This is a genomic window from Nostoc sp. DedSLP03, assembly GCF_034530815.1.
Lineage (GTDB): Bacteria > Cyanobacteriota > Cyanobacteriia > Cyanobacteriales > Nostocaceae > Nostoc.
The window spans coordinates 56,975-74,572 of sequence record NZ_JAVRCK010000041.1; the positions used below are offsets into that span (position 1 = coordinate 56,975).

The 17,598-nt window shown below is 42.5% G+C and carries 15 protein-coding genes and 1 pseudogene; 12 read left to right on the forward strand and 4 right to left on the reverse strand.

The window, feature by feature from the left end; translation table 11 throughout:
• Positions 1-114 precede the first annotated feature (114 nt).
• The gene (locus RM368_RS20175) at positions 115-663 is read right to left on the reverse strand and encodes a hypothetical protein (protein ID WP_322695697.1); all 549 of its coding nucleotides are present in this window, start codon (positions 661-663) and stop codon (positions 115-117) included.
• 193 nt (positions 664-856) lie between these two features.
• On the reverse strand, positions 857-1,078 hold the full coding sequence (locus RM368_RS20180) for a hypothetical protein (protein WP_322695698.1): 222 nt from the start codon (positions 1,076-1,078) through the stop codon (positions 857-859).
• A 170-nt stretch (positions 1,079-1,248) separates the two neighbouring features.
• Between RM368_RS20180 and clpB the strand changes: the two genes are divergently transcribed.
• A complete protein-coding gene (gene clpB, locus RM368_RS20185; protein ID WP_322695699.1) occupies positions 1,249-3,867 on the forward strand; it encodes an ATP-dependent chaperone ClpB in 2,619 nt (872 codons plus the stop codon).
• A gap of 203 nt (positions 3,868-4,070) precedes the next feature.
• On the opposite strand, the gene RM368_RS20190 is transcribed toward clpB, so the two are convergent.
• The gene (locus tag RM368_RS20190) at positions 4,071-4,628 is read right to left on the reverse strand and encodes an SRPBCC family protein (RefSeq protein WP_322695700.1); all 558 of its coding nucleotides are present in this window, start codon (positions 4,626-4,628) and stop codon (positions 4,071-4,073) included.
• Positions 4,629-5,049: 421 nt separating this feature from the next.
• Between RM368_RS20190 and RM368_RS20195 the strand changes: the two genes are divergently transcribed.
• The 6 genes from RM368_RS20195 to RM368_RS20220 all read left to right on the forward strand — a co-directional run bounded on the left by RM368_RS20195 (position 5,050) and on the right by RM368_RS20220 (position 10,830).
• On the forward strand, positions 5,050-5,244 hold the full coding sequence (locus RM368_RS20195; protein WP_322683898.1) for a hypothetical protein: 195 nt from the start codon (positions 5,050-5,052) through the stop codon (positions 5,242-5,244).
• Positions 5,245-5,337: 93 nt separating this feature from the next.
• Positions 5,338-5,502 (forward strand): rubredoxin, encoded by a 165-nt coding sequence (gene rd, locus RM368_RS20200; protein WP_322695701.1) that lies wholly within the window; start codon positions 5,338-5,340, stop codon positions 5,500-5,502.
• A 49-nt stretch (positions 5,503-5,551) separates the two neighbouring features.
• On the forward strand, positions 5,552-6,787 hold the full coding sequence (locus RM368_RS20205; RefSeq protein ID WP_322695712.1) for an NAD(P)/FAD-dependent oxidoreductase: 1,236 nt from the start codon (positions 5,552-5,554) through the stop codon (positions 6,785-6,787).
• 370 nt (positions 6,788-7,157) lie between these two features.
• Entirely contained in the window at positions 7,158-8,240 is a 1,083-nt protein-coding gene (locus RM368_RS20210; protein WP_322695702.1) for a hypothetical protein, read from the forward strand.
• A gap of 133 nt (positions 8,241-8,373) precedes the next feature.
• Complete coding sequence (gene lpxD, locus RM368_RS20215) at positions 8,374-9,426, forward strand: UDP-3-O-(3-hydroxymyristoyl)glucosamine N-acyltransferase (RefSeq protein ID WP_322695703.1); 1,053 nt, start codon at positions 8,374-8,376, stop codon at positions 9,424-9,426.
• A 597-nt stretch (positions 9,427-10,023) separates the two neighbouring features.
• Positions 10,024-10,830, forward strand: coding sequence for an iron-containing redox enzyme family protein (locus RM368_RS20220; RefSeq protein ID WP_322695704.1), 807 nt, complete (start codon positions 10,024-10,026; stop codon positions 10,828-10,830).
• Positions 10,831-11,221: 391 nt separating this feature from the next.
• Here RM368_RS20220 and RM368_RS20225 read toward each other — a convergent pair whose 3' ends face one another.
• Positions 11,222-12,127, reverse strand: coding sequence for a CoB--CoM heterodisulfide reductase iron-sulfur subunit B family protein (locus RM368_RS20225; RefSeq protein WP_322695705.1), 906 nt, complete (start codon positions 12,125-12,127; stop codon positions 11,222-11,224).
• Between the two features lie 418 nt (positions 12,128-12,545).
• Between RM368_RS20225 and acpP the strand changes: the two genes are divergently transcribed.
• The 5 genes and pseudogenes from acpP to RM368_RS20250 all read left to right on the forward strand — a co-directional run bounded on the left by acpP (position 12,546) and on the right by RM368_RS20250 (position 17,472).
• Positions 12,546-12,800: an acyl carrier protein gene (acpP, locus tag RM368_RS20230; protein ID WP_322695706.1), complete on the forward strand. Its 255-nt coding sequence runs from the start codon at positions 12,546-12,548 to the stop codon at positions 12,798-12,800.
• Between the two features lie 235 nt (positions 12,801-13,035).
• A complete protein-coding gene (gene fabF / locus RM368_RS20235) occupies positions 13,036-14,286 on the forward strand; it encodes a beta-ketoacyl-ACP synthase II (RefSeq protein WP_322695707.1) in 1,251 nt (416 codons plus the stop codon).
• A 325-nt stretch (positions 14,287-14,611) separates the two neighbouring features.
• The gene (tkt, locus tag RM368_RS20240; protein WP_322695708.1) at positions 14,612-16,639 is read left to right on the forward strand and encodes a transketolase; all 2,028 of its coding nucleotides are present in this window, start codon (positions 14,612-14,614) and stop codon (positions 16,637-16,639) included.
• A gap of 123 nt (positions 16,640-16,762) precedes the next feature.
• Positions 16,763-17,056, forward strand: coding sequence for a hypothetical protein (locus tag RM368_RS20245; RefSeq protein ID WP_322695709.1), 294 nt, complete (start codon positions 16,763-16,765; stop codon positions 17,054-17,056).
• Between the two features lie 29 nt (positions 17,057-17,085).
• Positions 17,086-17,472 (forward strand): annotated as a pseudogene (locus RM368_RS20250) (PIN domain-containing protein).
• The last annotated feature ends 126 nt before the right edge of the window (positions 17,473-17,598 follow it).

A 17,598-nucleotide genomic window follows, 5' to 3' on the forward strand; every position in this document is an offset into this window, starting at 1 on the left:
CCCGTCTTTTTTAGTTACAGCTAGGAAGGAGGAAACATTTTTGTACTATGATTTTTGTACTAAACAGTTTTACCTGTTACACCAAATAGGTTTTTTGGTATAACAGGCGTATACTTACTGCAAACCTAGTTGTTTAGACTGTGATGCTATCAGCGTAATGGCAAACTTAGTACCTGGCTCAAAGTCTGCAATAGTTGCATTATATTCCAAGGACTGGTTCGCTGGTAAGTAAGATGGCCCCCCGCAAGATACATTTAAATCCGTACCATCCTGAACTTTTAAATTAGAACAGCCATAAATGACTGCTTTATTGCCTTCATTATCGACTTTGCTGATCTGAAGGGTTTTAACAACCCCAGTTACACCCTCAGGCAACTCTATAATAGCTCTTTCAACCCTCAGAGCTTGTGATAACTTCATCGCGTTAGCACTGAAGCTACATCCATCGGCATTGTTAACTATCACAGTCGGTGGTATAACATCGATTTCATTAGGGTCATTTGGATCTGGTATTATTCTTACATCACCTACGACGGTACAATCTGACTTGAAAGGCGCAGTCTGTGAATCTGCAATTGCCATTCTAGGAAAGAAAGTTGCACAAATTACGAGTAAAACAGCAAGAACTCCAAAAATCTTTTTGGAATATTTGAATCGATTCATTATTTTTCCTCCTTAAGTAAGTAGATGTTGGAAAAACCTCTAGCTAAAGGAATATTCAGTAATTTTTTGATTAAATATGCAAATATGCAATTTGATTTTCAAAATTAGATTTTTCTGCGGGTGTAGACATCGCCAAAGCACTGCAAAAGTTTTCGGATGACTGGCACGAACATTGATTTCCAGCATTGTTACATTAACTGCTAGTCTCCAACTCAGCACACGCAACACTTTCTCCTCCAGCGCTGTCAAGTAAGCACGATTCAGCTTCTAGGGCGACTCCAAAAACCTCTCTACCGACTCCTAAGCGCTCACTGGAATAAACCCAACTAATGCGATCGCCTACGTGGGCGCTTGCGCCATTGCATACAAGAACGCATCTGCTGACATTCCGCAGACAGGTAATTGAAACCCACATAGGAAAATCGGAACTAGGGGAAAATACCACTTTTACAAGACGTGAACACCGATCTAGGCGATCGCTCCCCTCTTCATACAATATCTATTGAGAGCAAAAATTATCTTTACTTGGTGTTCTGGTGCTAGCCTCTGACAAGCTACTGCGCCTTTACGTTCCTGAAAAAGCCTATGCAACCTACTAATCCTAACCAATTTACAGAAAAAGCCTGGGAAGCGATCGCCCATACCCCAGATATTGTTAAACAATATCAACAACAACAAATTGAAAGCGAACACCTAATGAAAGCGCTGCTAGAACAAGATGGTCTAGCAATAGGGATTCTCACAAAAGCGGGTGTTGACCTGCAAAAACTGCGCGATCGCACCGAACAATTTTTTCAACGTCAGCCGAAAGTATCCGGTAGCAGCAGTTCTGTTTATTTAGGACGCAGCTTGGATACACTTCTAGATCGAGCAGACGGATATCGCAAAGAGTTTCAAGACGAATATATTTCAATTGAACACTTATTGCTGGGTTATGCCAAAGATGACCGTTTTGGCAAAGCTTTATTCCAAGAGTTTGCTTTAGACGAAGGCAAGCTAAAAAATATTATTAAACAAGTTCGGGGGAGCCAAAAAGTGACCGACCAAAATCCAGAAGGCAAATATGAAGCACTGGAAAAATACGGGCGTGACCTTACAGAAGCCGCGCGTAAAGGTCAACTTGACCCAGTAATTGGGCGAGATGATGAAATTCGTCGGACTGTGCAAATTCTTTCTCGCCGTACCAAAAATAATCCTGTGCTAATTGGTGAACCGGGTGTTGGTAAAACTGCGATCGCCGAAGGATTAGCACAGCGCATTATCGCAGGTGATGTACCTCAATCCCTCAAAGACCGCAAGCTAATCGCTTTAGATATGGGTGCTTTGATTGCAGGGGCAAAATTTCGGGGTGAATTTGAAGAACGCCTGAAAGCAGTATTAAAGGAAGTTACCGAATCTGGCGGTAATATTGTTTTATTTATTGATGAAATTCACACCGTTGTCGGCGCTGGTGCAACCCAAGGCGCGATGGATGCTGGGAACTTGTTAAAACCAATGTTGGCGCGGGGCGAATTGCGCTGTATTGGCGCGACAACCCTGGATGAATACCGCAAATATATCGAAAAAGATGCCGCACTAGAAAGACGTTTTCAACAGGTTTATGTCGATCAACCTAGTGTAGAAGATAGTATTTCGATTTTGCGCGGGTTGAGAGAACGTTATGAAAACCACCACGGGGTGAAGATTTCTGATAGTGCTTTAGTTGCAGCCGCCGTATTGTCGAGTCGATATATTAGCGATCGCTTCTTACCAGATAAGGCAATTGACTTGGTAGACGAAGCCGCCGCGAGATTAAAAATGGAGATTACCTCCAAACCAGAAGAACTCGACGAAATCGATCGCAAGATTCTGCAATTGGAAATGGAGAAGTTATCGCTGCAAAAAGAAAGCGATGCCGCTTCTCGCGAACGTCTAGGACGATTGGAAAAAGAAATTGCCGATCTCAAAGAAGAACAAAAGACTCTGAATACTCAATGGCAGTCTGAAAAAGATATCATTGACAAAATTCAGTCTGTGAAAAAAGAGATTGAACAGGTCAATTTAGAGATTCAGCAAGCAGAACGTGACTATGACCTTAACCGCGCTGCGGAGTTGAAATACGGCACTTTAACCAGTTTGCATCGTCAATTGGAAGCAATAGAAACTGAATTGGCAAACACTCAAAGAAGTGGTAAATCACTATTAAGAGAAGAAGTCACAGAAGGTGATATTGCTGAAATTATTTCTAAATGGACAGGAATTCCCATCAGTAAGTTAGTGGAATCTGAGAAAGAAAAACTGCTGCATTTAGAAGATGAACTCCACCGCCGAGTAGTTGGACAAGAAGAAGCAGTCACAGCTGTAGCGGATTCAATTCAGCGATCGCGCGCTGGATTAGCCGATCCTAATCGTCCTATTGCTAGCTTTATTTTCCTTGGGCCGACGGGTGTGGGTAAAACCGAGTTGGCGAAAGCGCTGGCTCAGTATATGTTCGACAGTGAAGATGCGCTGGTGCGAATCGATATGTCTGAGTACATGGAGAAACACGCCGTCTCAAGGCTTATCGGTGCGCCTCCAGGATACGTGGGTTATGAAGAAGGCGGACAACTTACAGAAGCGATTCGTCGCCGTCCTTACTCAGTGATTCTCTTCGACGAAATCGAGAAAGCACACCCCGATGTCTTTAATATCTTCTTGCAAATTCTCGATGATGGACGCGTCACTGATGCCCAAGGTCATAAGGTGGACTTCAAGAACGCTATTATCATCATGACTAGCAACATCGGTTCGCAGTACATTCTTGATATCGCTGGGGATAACACCCACTACGATGAAATGCGCCGTCGAGTCATGGAAGCAATGCGAAATAGCTTCCGTCCAGAGTTCCTGAACCGGATTGATGAAATCATTATCTTCCACGGTTTAGATAAGAGGGAATTGCGGCAAATTGTGCTGTTGCAAGTGGAAAGATTGCGGCAAAGATTGAGCGATCGCAAAATATCTCTCAAGCTCTCGGATGCTGCCCTTGACTTTTTAGCAGAAGTAGGGTATGACCCTGTGTATGGAGCGCGTCCACTGAAGCGGGCGATTCAGCGAGAGTTAGAAACTCAAATTGCTAAATCCATCTTGCGCGGCGAATTCAACGACGGTAACACCATCTTTGTAGATGTGCAAAATGAAAGGTTGTCCTTTAGCCGTTTACCAGTTGAAGTCTTTACCGGATAATTACATCTGATAAATCACACACAAAAACCCGTTTTCTCACAGAGAGCGGGTTTTTGAATTATCGAGAGGTATAGCAAGGGACTGGGAACTGGGGACTAGATGAATGGTCAGTTACCCTGCGGGATCTTGCTACAGTCGGGGTTTAAATCCCTATCTGAAAATGTCTAAAATGTTTGAATATTGAATGCGTGATTTTTGAATTGTTAATGACTCTTACACATAACTTGTCGCATTTTACGCATATTTGCAGGCAACTCTAGATTCATCGCTTGTTGAATAAAAATAGATGGAATCGGAATTAGAGGTGTTGCTTGCACAGTATAAGCAAGTATTGTGCCATTACCACAATCTTGTAGTTCTAAATTGGCGTCAAAGTCCTCAAAAGTCCCATTTACCATCCGAAATTGGATTTGCTGCCCCAACACTTCTACAACATTCAGGTAAATTTCCACTTGAGCCGTGAAAAAGAAGAAGGCTTTTTGTGCTGCTTGATACAGACGTTTGACTTCACCTTTATGTACTACCTCACTCTTGGTGATATCGGGAAAATATTGTACCCAGCGGGGATAATCGGTTAATTGCTGCCAAACGTGCGATCGCACCATCGGCAAATACATCCAGGCTGTCACTGCACCACCCGACATCTTGTGCGATCGCGTTTCTACCAAAATTTCACCCTGTACCAGCAACTTTTGCTTGTCTTGACTCCAAGCCATATCTGAACCTGCAATAATTGAATTTGATATATAAGACGCAGACATAATGATTAAGTTACTCCTCAACTTATCCACCTAAATAGAGTTGAAATTACAAGCCATAAAACTTGATTTAGATCCAACCCATTATTAAATTAGTTCCAGTTTAATACTTATCTTTTCCGGAAAGGATAATTTTTTGCCCATCATTTCAGTTACTTTACTGAAAAAACTGTGTTTCTTATCACAATTAACATAATTAATACTCCAGTGAGTTTTGTCAAAGTAATACTTGTAGATGAAAAACTGCGTTGTTAACAGCTAGAATGGCACAAACACGATTTAACATCAAGTCCCTTACCCTAACGTTTAGACAGTATCTCTTGGTTTTACGTGTTATTTCTGATGAAACTATAACTTCATCGTAACTTCATATTTTAATTATCAATATTAAGTGTAATGTCTGTTGAATTGAGAGGAAAATTAGGTGAATCAATCTTCTTTAAACCGTAGATTAATCCAGATTTTTGGTATACTTCTCGGCATTAGCGTTGCCGTCTGGGTACTGAGAGGTATTGGTATTCTCACTTTTATCCCAGGTGGAATTATTTGGCTACTGCTACTTGGGGCGATCGCGATCGGAATTATCAGTTACGCCCAAAGGACATGGTGGCGTTTTTAGTCATTTGTCATTAAATGACTAAGCCTTTTTGACTCATTGCCAAAAGTATTTAATACTGAAAGCAATGCCAACAATTTACGAGGAAAAAGGAACATGGCCAAGTATAGATGTAGTGTTTGCAGCTATATATATGACCCAGCACAAGGCGATCCAGATAGCGACATAGCACCGGGAACAGCCTTTGAAGATATCCCAGAAGATTGGTCATGTCCAACTTGCGGTGCCACAAAAGACGACTTTGAACCGGTTGAAGAGTGAAGATAACGGCTAGCCTAGTAAAGTACCTGCAATTGAGACATTTTTGAAATTGTTACCGTTACAAATTGTAGTTATTGGGGGTGGGGCAGCAGGCTTTTTTGGCGCGATCGCTTGTGCTAAAGCTAATCCTGATGCCCAAGTTACTTTACTCGAAGCCAGTCGTCAACCGCTAGCGAAAGTGCTGATTTCTGGTGGCGGACGCTGCAACGTCACTCACGCTTGCTTTGAGCCGGAGGAATTAGTGCAAAATTACCCCAGAGGTGCAAAAGCTTTGCGGGGTGCTTTGACTCGGTTTGGGCCTCAAGATACAGTAGCTTGGTTTGCTGCTGGTGGAGTCTATCTCAAAACGGAAGCTGATGGCCGGATGTTTCCTGTCACCAATACTTCAGAAACCATTGTGGAATGTCTAATTAAATCGGTAGCGAAAGCTGGAGTAAAACTCCGCATCGGTACGCATGTAACTTCCGTGAGAACCTCAGCAGACGGGGGGTTTGATATTTTTCTGAAGTCGGAAGAGACAATTAAATGCGATCGCCTACTTTTGGCGACCGGTAGCAGCCTTGCAGGTTATAAAATTGTCCGAGAGTTAGGTCATCAAATTGAACCGCCAGTACCCTCGTTATTTACCTTCAACATTGTCGATCAAAAATTGCGGGAATTAGCTGGAGTTAGCGTTAACCCCGCTCAATTGCGTTTATCTGCGGGTGGAAAATCCCAATTACAACAAACTGGGCCATTGCTAATTACCCACTGGGGTTTAAGTGGCCCGGCTGTTTTGAAGCTTTCAGCTTGGGGTGCGAGAGTTCTGCACGAAAGCCGCTATCAAGCCACATTATTGATTAATTGGCTGCCTAATTTGCACCAAGAACAAGTGCGAGAAAAAGTTTTAGCAGTTAAGGATGAATGGGGAAAAAAAGCGATCGCATTGCATCGTGGCGTCGATCTACCCCATCGTCTCTGGCAATATATCATTGCCCGTGCAGGCATTACCACAGAAGACCGTTGGGCAGAAATATCTAGTAAAACCTTAAATCGGCTGCTGCAAGAATTGACTCAGGGACAATACTTAATCAACGGTAAAGGAGCCTTCAAAGAAGAATTTGTTACCTGTGGCGGTGTCAAGCTTAAAGAAGTCAACTTCAAGATAATGGAAAGTAGATTAGTTCCTGGTCTTTATTTTGCTGGAGAAATCTTAGATATTGATGGCGTTACCGGTGGGTTTAACTTCCAAAGCGCTTGGACAACCGGTTATTTAGCAGGGGTGGCAATGGCGACTAGTGACTAGTCTCGTCATAGGAATTATGAGAGTTTAAAAAAGTTAGTAGTAAGCACTTTAGTGCTTAGATGAAGGCTTAATACTAACTCTTTTTACCAAGTTGAATATCATCTTAGTCTTCTCCTTATCAAATTAGGTTTTTACACTTGTATACACCGTAGCTGACTCTACTCTTAAAGCTTGTTAGTAAGAGCATTACCGTGTTAACCTCACTCATTTACCAATTCTTTAGGAACAAGCGATCGCTACTTAACTATATTTACTTATCAAAATTCTTACTAATCCTCCAGCATTTCCCACCTTGCCACTCTATATTCACACCAGCCACCCTAGAGAAGACAAATTTTTCTGGGTGTATTACTTTTTCCATAAAAAATATATGAATACTGATAAAAATGCTGCGTCTGAAATTACGTTGCAGGGAAGCCAGTATATGCTGCATGGCTTTCCAGTGCTTGGTATTCCTGATGAGGAGCGTGCTGTAAAATACTTCAGCTTGAATCCATTTCTACCAAATGTCCAGAACCGTTGCCCGATTGAATGTGCCTATTGTGTCTGCCATCAAGACCGTGACTGGCATCATTATCCACAAAACTTTCAGGATGTCTCATCCCCAGTTGACCTGCTCGATCTTTTGCTAGACTACATTTTTGCTACCCAGGAGGGACAAAAGGGCTTTCCAATTTCACTGTGCGATTACTCTGACCCTTTTATTCCAGCCCATCGAGAACGCGTACTATCAATTCTGGATGCACTGATTGACCGCAAAGCTGCCAATATCGTCTACATAACTACCAAAGTCCATCCCGGTCAATCTTTTCTAGAGCGCCTCAAAACAACTCTAGAGCGACCTCATTCACTTCGAGTCACTGTCTTTGTTAGTCTACCACCCTTGAAACCAGGCTATGAGCAAGCCTCAATTCAGAGCCGGGTACAGTTGTTGCAAGATTTAGTAAGCCTTGGCATTCCCTGTTGTTGGTATCTGCGTCCACTGGTTGAAGAGTGGTTTGATGAAGCTTTAATGTGGCAATTAGCACGTACACTATTGCCTCATGTTTCCCATCACGTTATTCTATCTGGGCTTGTGATGTCTGAAGAGATTGAAGCGAGTCTGTTAAAACAGGAATTAATCGTTCCAGAATGGGATCGCACGCAATCAGGACGTAAGCAATACTTGTCATTAGAGTTCGAGTCAAAACTGCGCTCAATTCTCAGTACTGTAGCTAGCGAGCAAAATATTTCTCTCGGCCCGGTGATGGGACATCGGCTATGTGGTACTAACGGTAATCATGCCTATGGCTGCTTGATTTGCGCTAAACAAAACCGGTATTGCCAGCTTTTTCAACTTCATCACTATGGTGAAACGATCGCTAGCGAAGATAATCAACGCCTCAAGACGCTATTGAGACAAGATGCAGTGAAAGTAAGCTCACGAGAGCCATCAACAGAAGAATGTCAGTGAAGTAATCCAACCTGAAGCGAAACTAGAAACAGTCTGATTGCCTCATCGCTACGCGTTTACAAAATTATTGTATTGGGGCATAAAGAGGGAAAATTATCTTGCAATTGTAGATCAATTTTGAACACATCCAGCAATGAAATTCAGCGAAATCCTCCGTCAATTTGGTGACGCGGCTACCAATCATAGCCTAACTAGCAACCCAGACCAAGACCCAGAAATTACAGGGGTAGCAGCCATTGATGAAGCTACCAACGGTACTCTCAGTTACGTAGAAGGTGCAAAATTTGGGTCTTTTGTTGGTAATACCAATGCTAGTGCTTTAATTTTGCCCCAGGACGAAAAATTACAAGCGCTTGCACAAGAAAGAGGTATTGTCTGGCTAGCAACCCCAGATCCGCGATTATTGTTTGCCAAAGCGATCGCACTTTTTTATCAACCATATCGCCCTACCCCAGAAATTCATCCCACCGCAGTGATTCACTCCACCGCAAAAGTTGGTAGTGATGTTTATATTGGCCCTCATACTGTGATTCAACAAGGGGTAGAAATTGGTGATGGTGCAATCATTCATCCCAACGTGGTGATTTATCCAGATGCCAAAATAGGTGATCGCACCACCTTACACGCCAACTGTACTATCCACGAACGTACCCGCATCGGTGCAGATTGCGTCATTCACAGTGGTGCTGTGATTGGTGCAGAAGGCTTTGGTTTTGTTCCTACCCGGACTGGTTGGTTCAAAATGGAACAATCGGGCTATACAGTCTTAGAAGATGGCGTGGAAGTTGGTTGTAACACTGGCATTGACCGCCCAGCAGTCGGAGAAACACGAGTAGGTCGCAATACAGTAATCGATAGCTTAGTCCAAATAGGTCACGGTTGCCAAATCGGTTCTGGTTGTGCGATCGCAGGTCAGGTTGGCATGGCAGGAGGGGTTCAACTGGGAAATCGCGTTATTTTAGCTGGACAAACAGGAATAGTCAATCAAGTGAAGATGGGAGATGGATCGATGACATCTGCTCAAACTGGAATTCACAGCGATGTTGCACCAGGAGAAGTTGTCTGTGGAACTCCAGCCCTTCCTTACAAACTGTATCTCAAGGTATGTGCTGTTTATGGTCGTCTGCCAGATATGTATCAATCGCTAAAACAATTGCAACGTAAATTCAAAAATAGCAATGATTAAGCTGAAAGTTATCTAAATTGCATAACTAAATTCAAAATAATTCTTGTGGGGCGTGAATCTTGCACGTCCCATTCTGTATTCTTCTTCAAGAGGATTTTATTTTTATTCCTATTGACAGATGACAAAAAAAGTTTGCTATAAATTTATACCAACTTTAGAAATTTGTCGAAAAAAATAAAGATTTAGTTAATGATGTTTTTTTATTTGCTTACAAAAAAATAAGACACTAGAATTTTTATTAAGACAAAGTACGAACTTGTACGGAATATTTGCAAAAGAGGTAATAAATTATTTATAACGACCGTACGTACACTTCAGCTAACCAAAAACAAAAATTTTTGGAACGCATTATAGTTAAAGTTTGGCCTCAATTATTGAAGATAATGTCAATTTTCCAGCCGATCCTAACCTAAATAAGGATTTGCAAACTTGTGAAATATGGTTACAAAAGGTTTGCACATTTTACTATGTGAACTGCTTGAGTAATTGTTCATTATTCACATCAAATCAGTCAATCAAGTATTTGTTAATCAGCATTTGTAAACATCCTCTAAAACATAGTTGCAAAGAGTATGCATTTTTTGCTATGCAAGCTGCGTGAATAATTCTCTAGATATTCACGCCCAATTAGACAATCAAGCATCAACAACAACCCACTTATCTGCTAAAATAATGACTGCAACTCTTTCTTTGGATGCTAAGATATCCAACCAATTACAGCAAGTTTTATTAGAAATCACAACTGCGCAAGATTTGTCTCTACATCCCTTTGTTCAACGCTTTGCCAAAGGAGAATTTTCACAAGATGCAATCCGACAGTTTGCAATGAAAATGCTACCTGGCTCAAACAGATTCAATATGGCTTTTCTGAAAGTCGCGTCTAAAATGGATAGTTACCATGCTAGAACGATTATGCTAGAAAATGCATTTACTGAGCATGGAGAACTCAACTCAGACCTTGCTCATGTAGCATTATTTATGCGTTTTATGAAAGGTATTGATTGTCCTCAAATTGATATCAATGCCGAGGATGGAGCGTTTCTCATTCCAGCATTACGCTTTAAAAAATTTGAATTTTGTGATGATGAACCTATAGTACGTTCTTTAGGAAGATTTGCAGCAATTGAACAAGTCTTACCTGAAATTTTTATCAAATACATCGAAGGGCTTCATAAGATATTTAAAGGTATTGATGACCATACCATCGAATATTTTCATCTCCACTGCCACTTAGACCCAGAACATACAGACGAATTGATTCAAGTGGCTCAAATTTATACCAAGTCTGAGAAAGATGTTGAACTCTTCCGTGAAGGAGTTGAAGATATGGTTCAATCAATTGGCGATATGTTTTCTTGGATGGATGAAAACATCGAAAAAGAAGCGTTGACTTTACGAAGCTAATACCAAAGCGATTCTCAAAATTAAAGTTTAATTAAAGTTATCCAAAATTACCAGTCTTATATATTGTAAGTTGGTTAATTTTGGAAATTTTTTTATCAAAACAGCAATATTGGCGTCAGTTGTCAGAATACAACAAGGTTATTCTATACGACTAACGCGTTGGCGCAGCTGTTCTTGCTTTGCTCCTGAATTCTTCGGCAATTTTTGAAAGTCTCTATTAAAAGCTTTAGCTCGACTTTAATGAGTAAGTCAAATGAACTTTTGCTTGCGGGAAACATCAAGTTCTCTGCGCCTCTGTGGTTAAATAAAAGACTTTTGAACCGCACAGACGCAAAGGACGCAGAGAAAAAAAGAGATTTTACCTGTCAGATTAAAAGGGCTAGTCCTAAAACTAAAATCCTAATTTTTCCAATACTGACTTTGTGGAAACAATGTGATGGTCTAAACCCAGTTCTTTTGGACTAACCCCAAGTGACAAAGCAATCAATTGCGATAAATGCAACACTGGTAAACCTAGCTTTTGTTCAATCACCTTTTCTACCTCTGGCTGACGGGAATCTAAATTTAAGTGGCACAGAGGACAAGGTGTAATCATACAGTCAGCACCAGATGCTAAAGCGTCCTGAATATGCATCCCCGCCATCTTAAAAGATTGGGTAGTGGCATAACTAGCAAGGGGCCAACCACAACATTGTGTCCGCCCTCGGTAATAAATTGGTGTTGCACCCACCGCCCGAAACATATTTTCCATCGCTTCCGGTTGGAAAGGGTCGTCATAAGGCATAGATTTTTGGGCGCGCAGGAGATAACAGCCATAAAAAGCCGCACATTTTAATCCAGTTAACTTTCGGGTGACGCGTTTGGTAATTTCCTCTAAACCGTAATCTGTCACCAAGGCATAAAGAAGATGTTTAACGTCAGTACTGCCGCGATAAGGCGAACAACCTTCTTTATTTAGCAAGCCATTAACCTGTTCAATGTAAACAGGGTTAGAAGTCTGACATTCTTTCAGGTGTTCATTGACGTGACCGATAACACCTTGACAAGTGCTGCAATGGGTAAGTAAGGGCAGATTTAATTCTTCTGCTAGGGCAATATTTCTGGCGTTGACTGTATCTTCTAGCAGTTGCGAATCTTCTTTAAATGTGCCGGAACCGCAGCAAGCAGCTTTTTTAAGTTCAACTAGTTCAATGCCCAGTGCTTGGGTAAGCGCTTGAGTTGATTGGTAAAGTTCTCGACAGGCCCCTTGAGCAACACAACCAGGGAAGTAAGCGTATTTCAGTGTCTGAGGTAGCATAGAAGTATGTTTGGGTTAGAGCGATCGCTCTAAACAATAACTGTTTTATCATTCCTTGTTAGCATCATTCTGATGTTTGACGTTTAGCTACCTTTTAAGCGTCTAGGTTAAAAGGTCGCAGCATCTACATATTCTTAATTGCTAGCAAGGCTGTAAATACCGATGAGACATTGTCAAAAATTTTAGCAATAATTGGAAAACCAAAGCATTTACACGGAATCGGCGATGGCGTAACGCGCTCCACAGTTCAAGTGTTAAGAGAAAACTTACCCGATTTATTTGAGGAATAGGAGAGGTTTTCTAGCAGAAAAACCCTTGGAAGTATGCGGGCGATCGCGCTTGACGATAAGATGTATATGCTCAAAACAATGTCTCCTCTAAAGAGCAGATCGTAGCAAGTGGTTAAGGACTTTTATTTATGAGCCAAACGGAAATTTTTGAAAAGGTCAAGAAAATCGTCACCGAACAACTGAGTGTTGACGACGATGCCAAAGTTACACCACAAGCCAAGTTCATGGAAGACCTGGGAGCAGATTCCCTCGATACCGTTGAGTTGGTGATGGCTTTGGAAGAAGAATTTGATATCGAAATTCCCGACGAAGCTGCCGAGCAGATTACATCGGTTCAAGAGGCAGTAGATTACATCAATAACAAAGTTGCCGCCTCAGCTTAACTGGGGATTGGAATTGGGGATTGGGATTGGGGAGATTTTTCTCTGATATCTAGCCACTCTTCGCGTGACGCTGCTAATGTCACTAATGCTGACGTTAACGACACTCACTTGAAGTCAGCAAATCCGATGCCAGTCGCTCGTAAAGGAAACCTTTAAGACCGCGCTGGCTCACCAGTACCTAGTCGCTAACCTCAAATTTTTTGCCTGCTGCTTTTTCGCCATTTTTAACTGAATCATGACAGATCATACACGTAAACGCGTTGTTGTAACTGGTGTTGGCGCGATTACACCTATAGGTAACACAGCAACAGAATATTGGGATGGATTATTGAGTGGACGTAATGGCATTGACTACATCACATTATTTGATGCGTCTAGCCATGATTGCCGAATTGCTGGTGAGGTGAAAAACTTCGATCCGCATGATTACTTGGAGCGCAAAGAGGCCAAGCGCATGGATCGGTTTTCCCAATTTGGGGTTGCGGCAGCAAAACAGGCTCTAGCTAACTCGGAGTTAGCGATTAATGACCTGAATGCAGAACAGGTAGGTGTGACGATCGGTTCTGGCGTTGGTGGGATTAAGGTATTAGAAGACCAGCAAACTATCTACCTCAACCGTGGACCCGATCGCTGTAGTCCATTCATGATCCCAATGATGATCGCCAATATGGCCGCAGGATTAACGGCAATTCACACGGGTGCTAAAGGGCCAAACTCTTGTCCTGTAACTGCCTGTGCTGCTGGTTCTAATGCCATTGGAGATGCTTTTCGCTTAATTCAAGGGGGATATGCCCAGGCGATGATTTGCGGGGGAACGGAATCAGCTGTCACACCATTGTCGATAGCTGGGTTCGCCGCCTGCAAGGCACTGTCTTTTAACAATGATGACCCGGCTCATGCTAGCCGTCCCTTTGACCGCGATCGCAACGGATTTGTTTTGGGTGAAGGTTCAGGAATTTTAATTCTAGAAGAACTGCAACACGCCATCAGTCGCGGCGCTCACATTTATGCTGAAATGATCGGCTATGGCATGACTTGTGATGCCTACCATATCACCTCCCCCGTACCTGGTGGGCTTGGAGCCGCTAGAGCGATCGAACTAGCGCTCAAAGATGCCGGCATAACTCCCGAACAAATTAGCTATATTAATGCCCACGGCACTAGTACCCCAGCTAATGATTCAACTGAAACCTCAGCAATCAAAAAAGCCTTGGGAGAACATGCTTATAAGGTGGCAATTAGCTCCACCAAATCGATGACAGGTCATTTATTGGGCGGTTCTGGAGGTATTGAAGCAGTTGCAACAGTACTAGCGATCGCAAATGACCAAATTCCACCGACAATCAATCTGGACAATCCCGATCCAGAGTGTGACTTAGATTACGTGCCTCACTCTAGCCGCGCTCAAAAAGTCGAGATAGCAATATCCAATTCTTTTGGGTTTGGCGGTCATAATGTCACACTGGCCTTTAAGAAATACGTTTAAAAGAAGGCAAAAGGCAGGAGGTAGAGGAGCAGGGGAGAAATCAATTCAAAATTCAAAATTCAAAATTCAAAATTCAAACATTTTAGAACTTCTGCCTCCTGCCTCCTCTTTCCCAATGCCCAAAGTATCAGAAATATCATTCCGATATAATTTAAGCGTTCAACATGACCCAATTATCAGCTTGATTTATCACCAGAAACTCAGGAGATCCCGCTTGTCCATCGACAAGCGGGAGTGGGATGATGAGGATACTGTGGGGAATCTAAAATAACCCCAGCAAGAGAAGCTACGAAGAGTGCTAACCCGTCGTTAAAAACAAGAGATTATGACTGTTGCAACCCAATCCGCCAAAGAATTGTCCGTCGAAGAACTGGCTATTAACTCGATCCGCTTCTTGGCTATTGATGCCGTAGAAAAAGCAAAGTCGGGACACCCAGGACTACCAATGGGTGCGGCTCCGATGGCTTTTGTCCTCTGGGATCGCTTTTTGAAGTTTAATCCCAAGAATCCCAAATGGTTTAATCGCGATCGCTTTGTCTTATCTGCCGGTCATGGCTCAATGTTGCAGTACGCCCTGCTTTACTTGACAGGCTACGACAGTGTAAGCATTGAAGATATCAAGCAATTCCGTCAATGGGAGTCTAAAACCCCCGGACACCCCGAAAACTTCATGACCCCAGGTGTGGAAGTCACCACTGGCCCACTAGGTCAAGGAATTGCTAATGGAGTCGGTTTAGCGATCGCCGAAGCGCACCTTGCCGCTAAATTTAACAAACCCGATAGCAAGATTGTTGACCATTACACCTACGTAATTTTGGGTGACGGTTGCAATATGGAAGGAATTTCCGGTGAAGCTTGTTCTTTCGCAGGACACTTGGGATTAGGCAAACTCATCGCTCTGTACGACGACAACCACATTTCGATCGACGGTTCCACAGATGTGGCATTCACCGAAGATGTTTCCAAGCGCTTTGAAGCTTACGGTTGGCACGTTCAACACGTCGAAGATGGTAACACGGATTTAGATGCGATCGCCAAAGCAATTGAAGCAGCCAAAGCTGTCACCGATAAGCCATCTTTCATCAAAGTTACAACCATTATTGGTTACGGTTCCCCCAATAAAGCAAACACCGCTGGCGTTCACGGCGCTGCCCTTGGTGGAGACGAAATAGAATTAACTCGGAAGAATTTGGGTTGGGAATACGAACCTTTCGTAGTTCCAGAAAACGCCCTCAACCACACCCGCAAAGCAGTTGAGCGCGGTGCAGGCTACGAAGACGAATGGAACAAGACTTTTGCCGACTACAAAGCTAAGTATGGCCAAGAAGCGGCTGAATTTGAACGTTACCTAAACGGCAAGCTACCTGACGGTTGGGACAAGGTACTACCCACTTACACCCCAGAAGACAAAGGACTACCTACCCGCAAACACTCAGAAACCTGCCTCAACAAACTGGCGGGGGTTTTACCTGAATTGATTGGTGGTTCGGCTGACTTAACCCACTCCAACTTGACCGAAATCAAAGGCAAAGGCGACTTCCAAAAAGGGCACTACGAAAACCCCAACATCCACTTTGGTGTGCGGGAACATGGTATGGGCGCAATCTGTAATGGTATAGCGCTGCACAGTTCGGGATTAATCCCCTACGGTGCTACCTTCTTAATCTTCACAGACTATATGCGTGCTGCCATCCGCTTATCTGCCCTTTCCCAAGCTGGCGTGATTTGGGTGATGACTCACGATTCCATTGGACAAGGTGAAGATGGGCCAACACACCAACCCATTGAAACTCTCGCTTCCTTGCGAGCAATTCCTAATTTATTAGTGTTTCGTCCCGCAGACGGTAACGAAACCTCTGGCGCTTATAAAATAGCGATCGAAAAGGCGAAGGAAAATGCTCCGTCTCTGTTGGCGTTTACCCGTCAAAACGTCCCCAACTTGGCAGGTACATCGATTGAGGGCGTAGCCAAGGGTGGATACACCGTTGTTGATAGCGAAGGTACACCCGATCTCATCTTGATTGCTACTGGTTCAGAACTGAGCCTCGCCGTTGGCGCAGCCGAAAAACTTAAGGCTGAAGGCAAGAAAGTCCGTGTTGTCTCGCTACCTTCATGGGAACTGTTTGAAGCACAGGATGCGGCTTATAAAGAGTCAATTTTGCCGAAAGCTGTCACCAAGCGTTTGTCTGTAGAAGCTGCCGCTAGTTTCGGTTGGCACAAATACGTAGGTACTGAAGGCGATACTGTTAGTATCGATCGCTTTGGTGCTTCGGCTCCAGGCGGTGTTTGTTTAGAGAAGTTTGGCTTTAGCGTTGATAATGTGTTAGCTAAGGCTAAACAATTGTTGGGTTAATAGCAACAGAATATTCTCAAAATTTTGTGGGGTGGGCTGAAAGGCCCGCCTTTTTTTTACATAGAGGGGTGCTGAGGGAGATTGTTTATAATTAAGATGATTATTTGATGAATAGAGGGAATTATGCGAGAAGTTGCTAATTATCATCAAGAACTGAGTAATCGCATATCACTAATTGTTGAAAAGCTAATAAAAGGTAATAGCTTATACCAAGTTAAGTTAAACCAACAAGTAATGATAGAAATGTTGGTAGAACTCTTTGGGCAGTCATCACCAGAGGAAATGAGAGTTATAACCGATCGTGAACTGACACGCAGAATTGATAAGATTCTTGTCTTAGAAGCGGTTTCTGATACGTTAAATGATTTGACCCCAGAGCAAATCAAAATGTTTGATGATGCAGTAAAGCGAAAATAGACAAAGTGGCTTATTTATGAGATACAAATATTGTTAGTTACATTTTGAGGAGAAATGCAACTGTTAGTAGGAAACTACGGGATGCTAATCGTTCGGGACAAGAAGTTTTTATCAGTTGTATAACTTATTATGAAGTTAAAAGAGGACTTTTATATATAAATGCTATGAGGCAGATAGCAGAATTTAATCAGTTTTATAGAAAATATGAAGTTTTATTCTTGGATGATATAGAAATTATTGAGAGAGCATGTGAAATCCATGTGGATTTACAAAGTAGGGGTTTGAAGATATAAGAACAAGATATATTGATAGCGGCTACAGCGATCGCACGCAGATTAATTCTGGTTTCTAATGATTCTGGCTTGCTGCGAGTTGAAGGACTAAGCTTGGATAATTGGCTATCAACAGATTATTAGAAATAAGAGCTTCGGTAAGTAGATTTTAAGCTAACTATTAATGATTATTTACTGATCTATATGACTTATGTTCGGGAGCATCCACTTTTGGCAGAAAGACTCAAATTGCAAGCAACCCATTAAGAT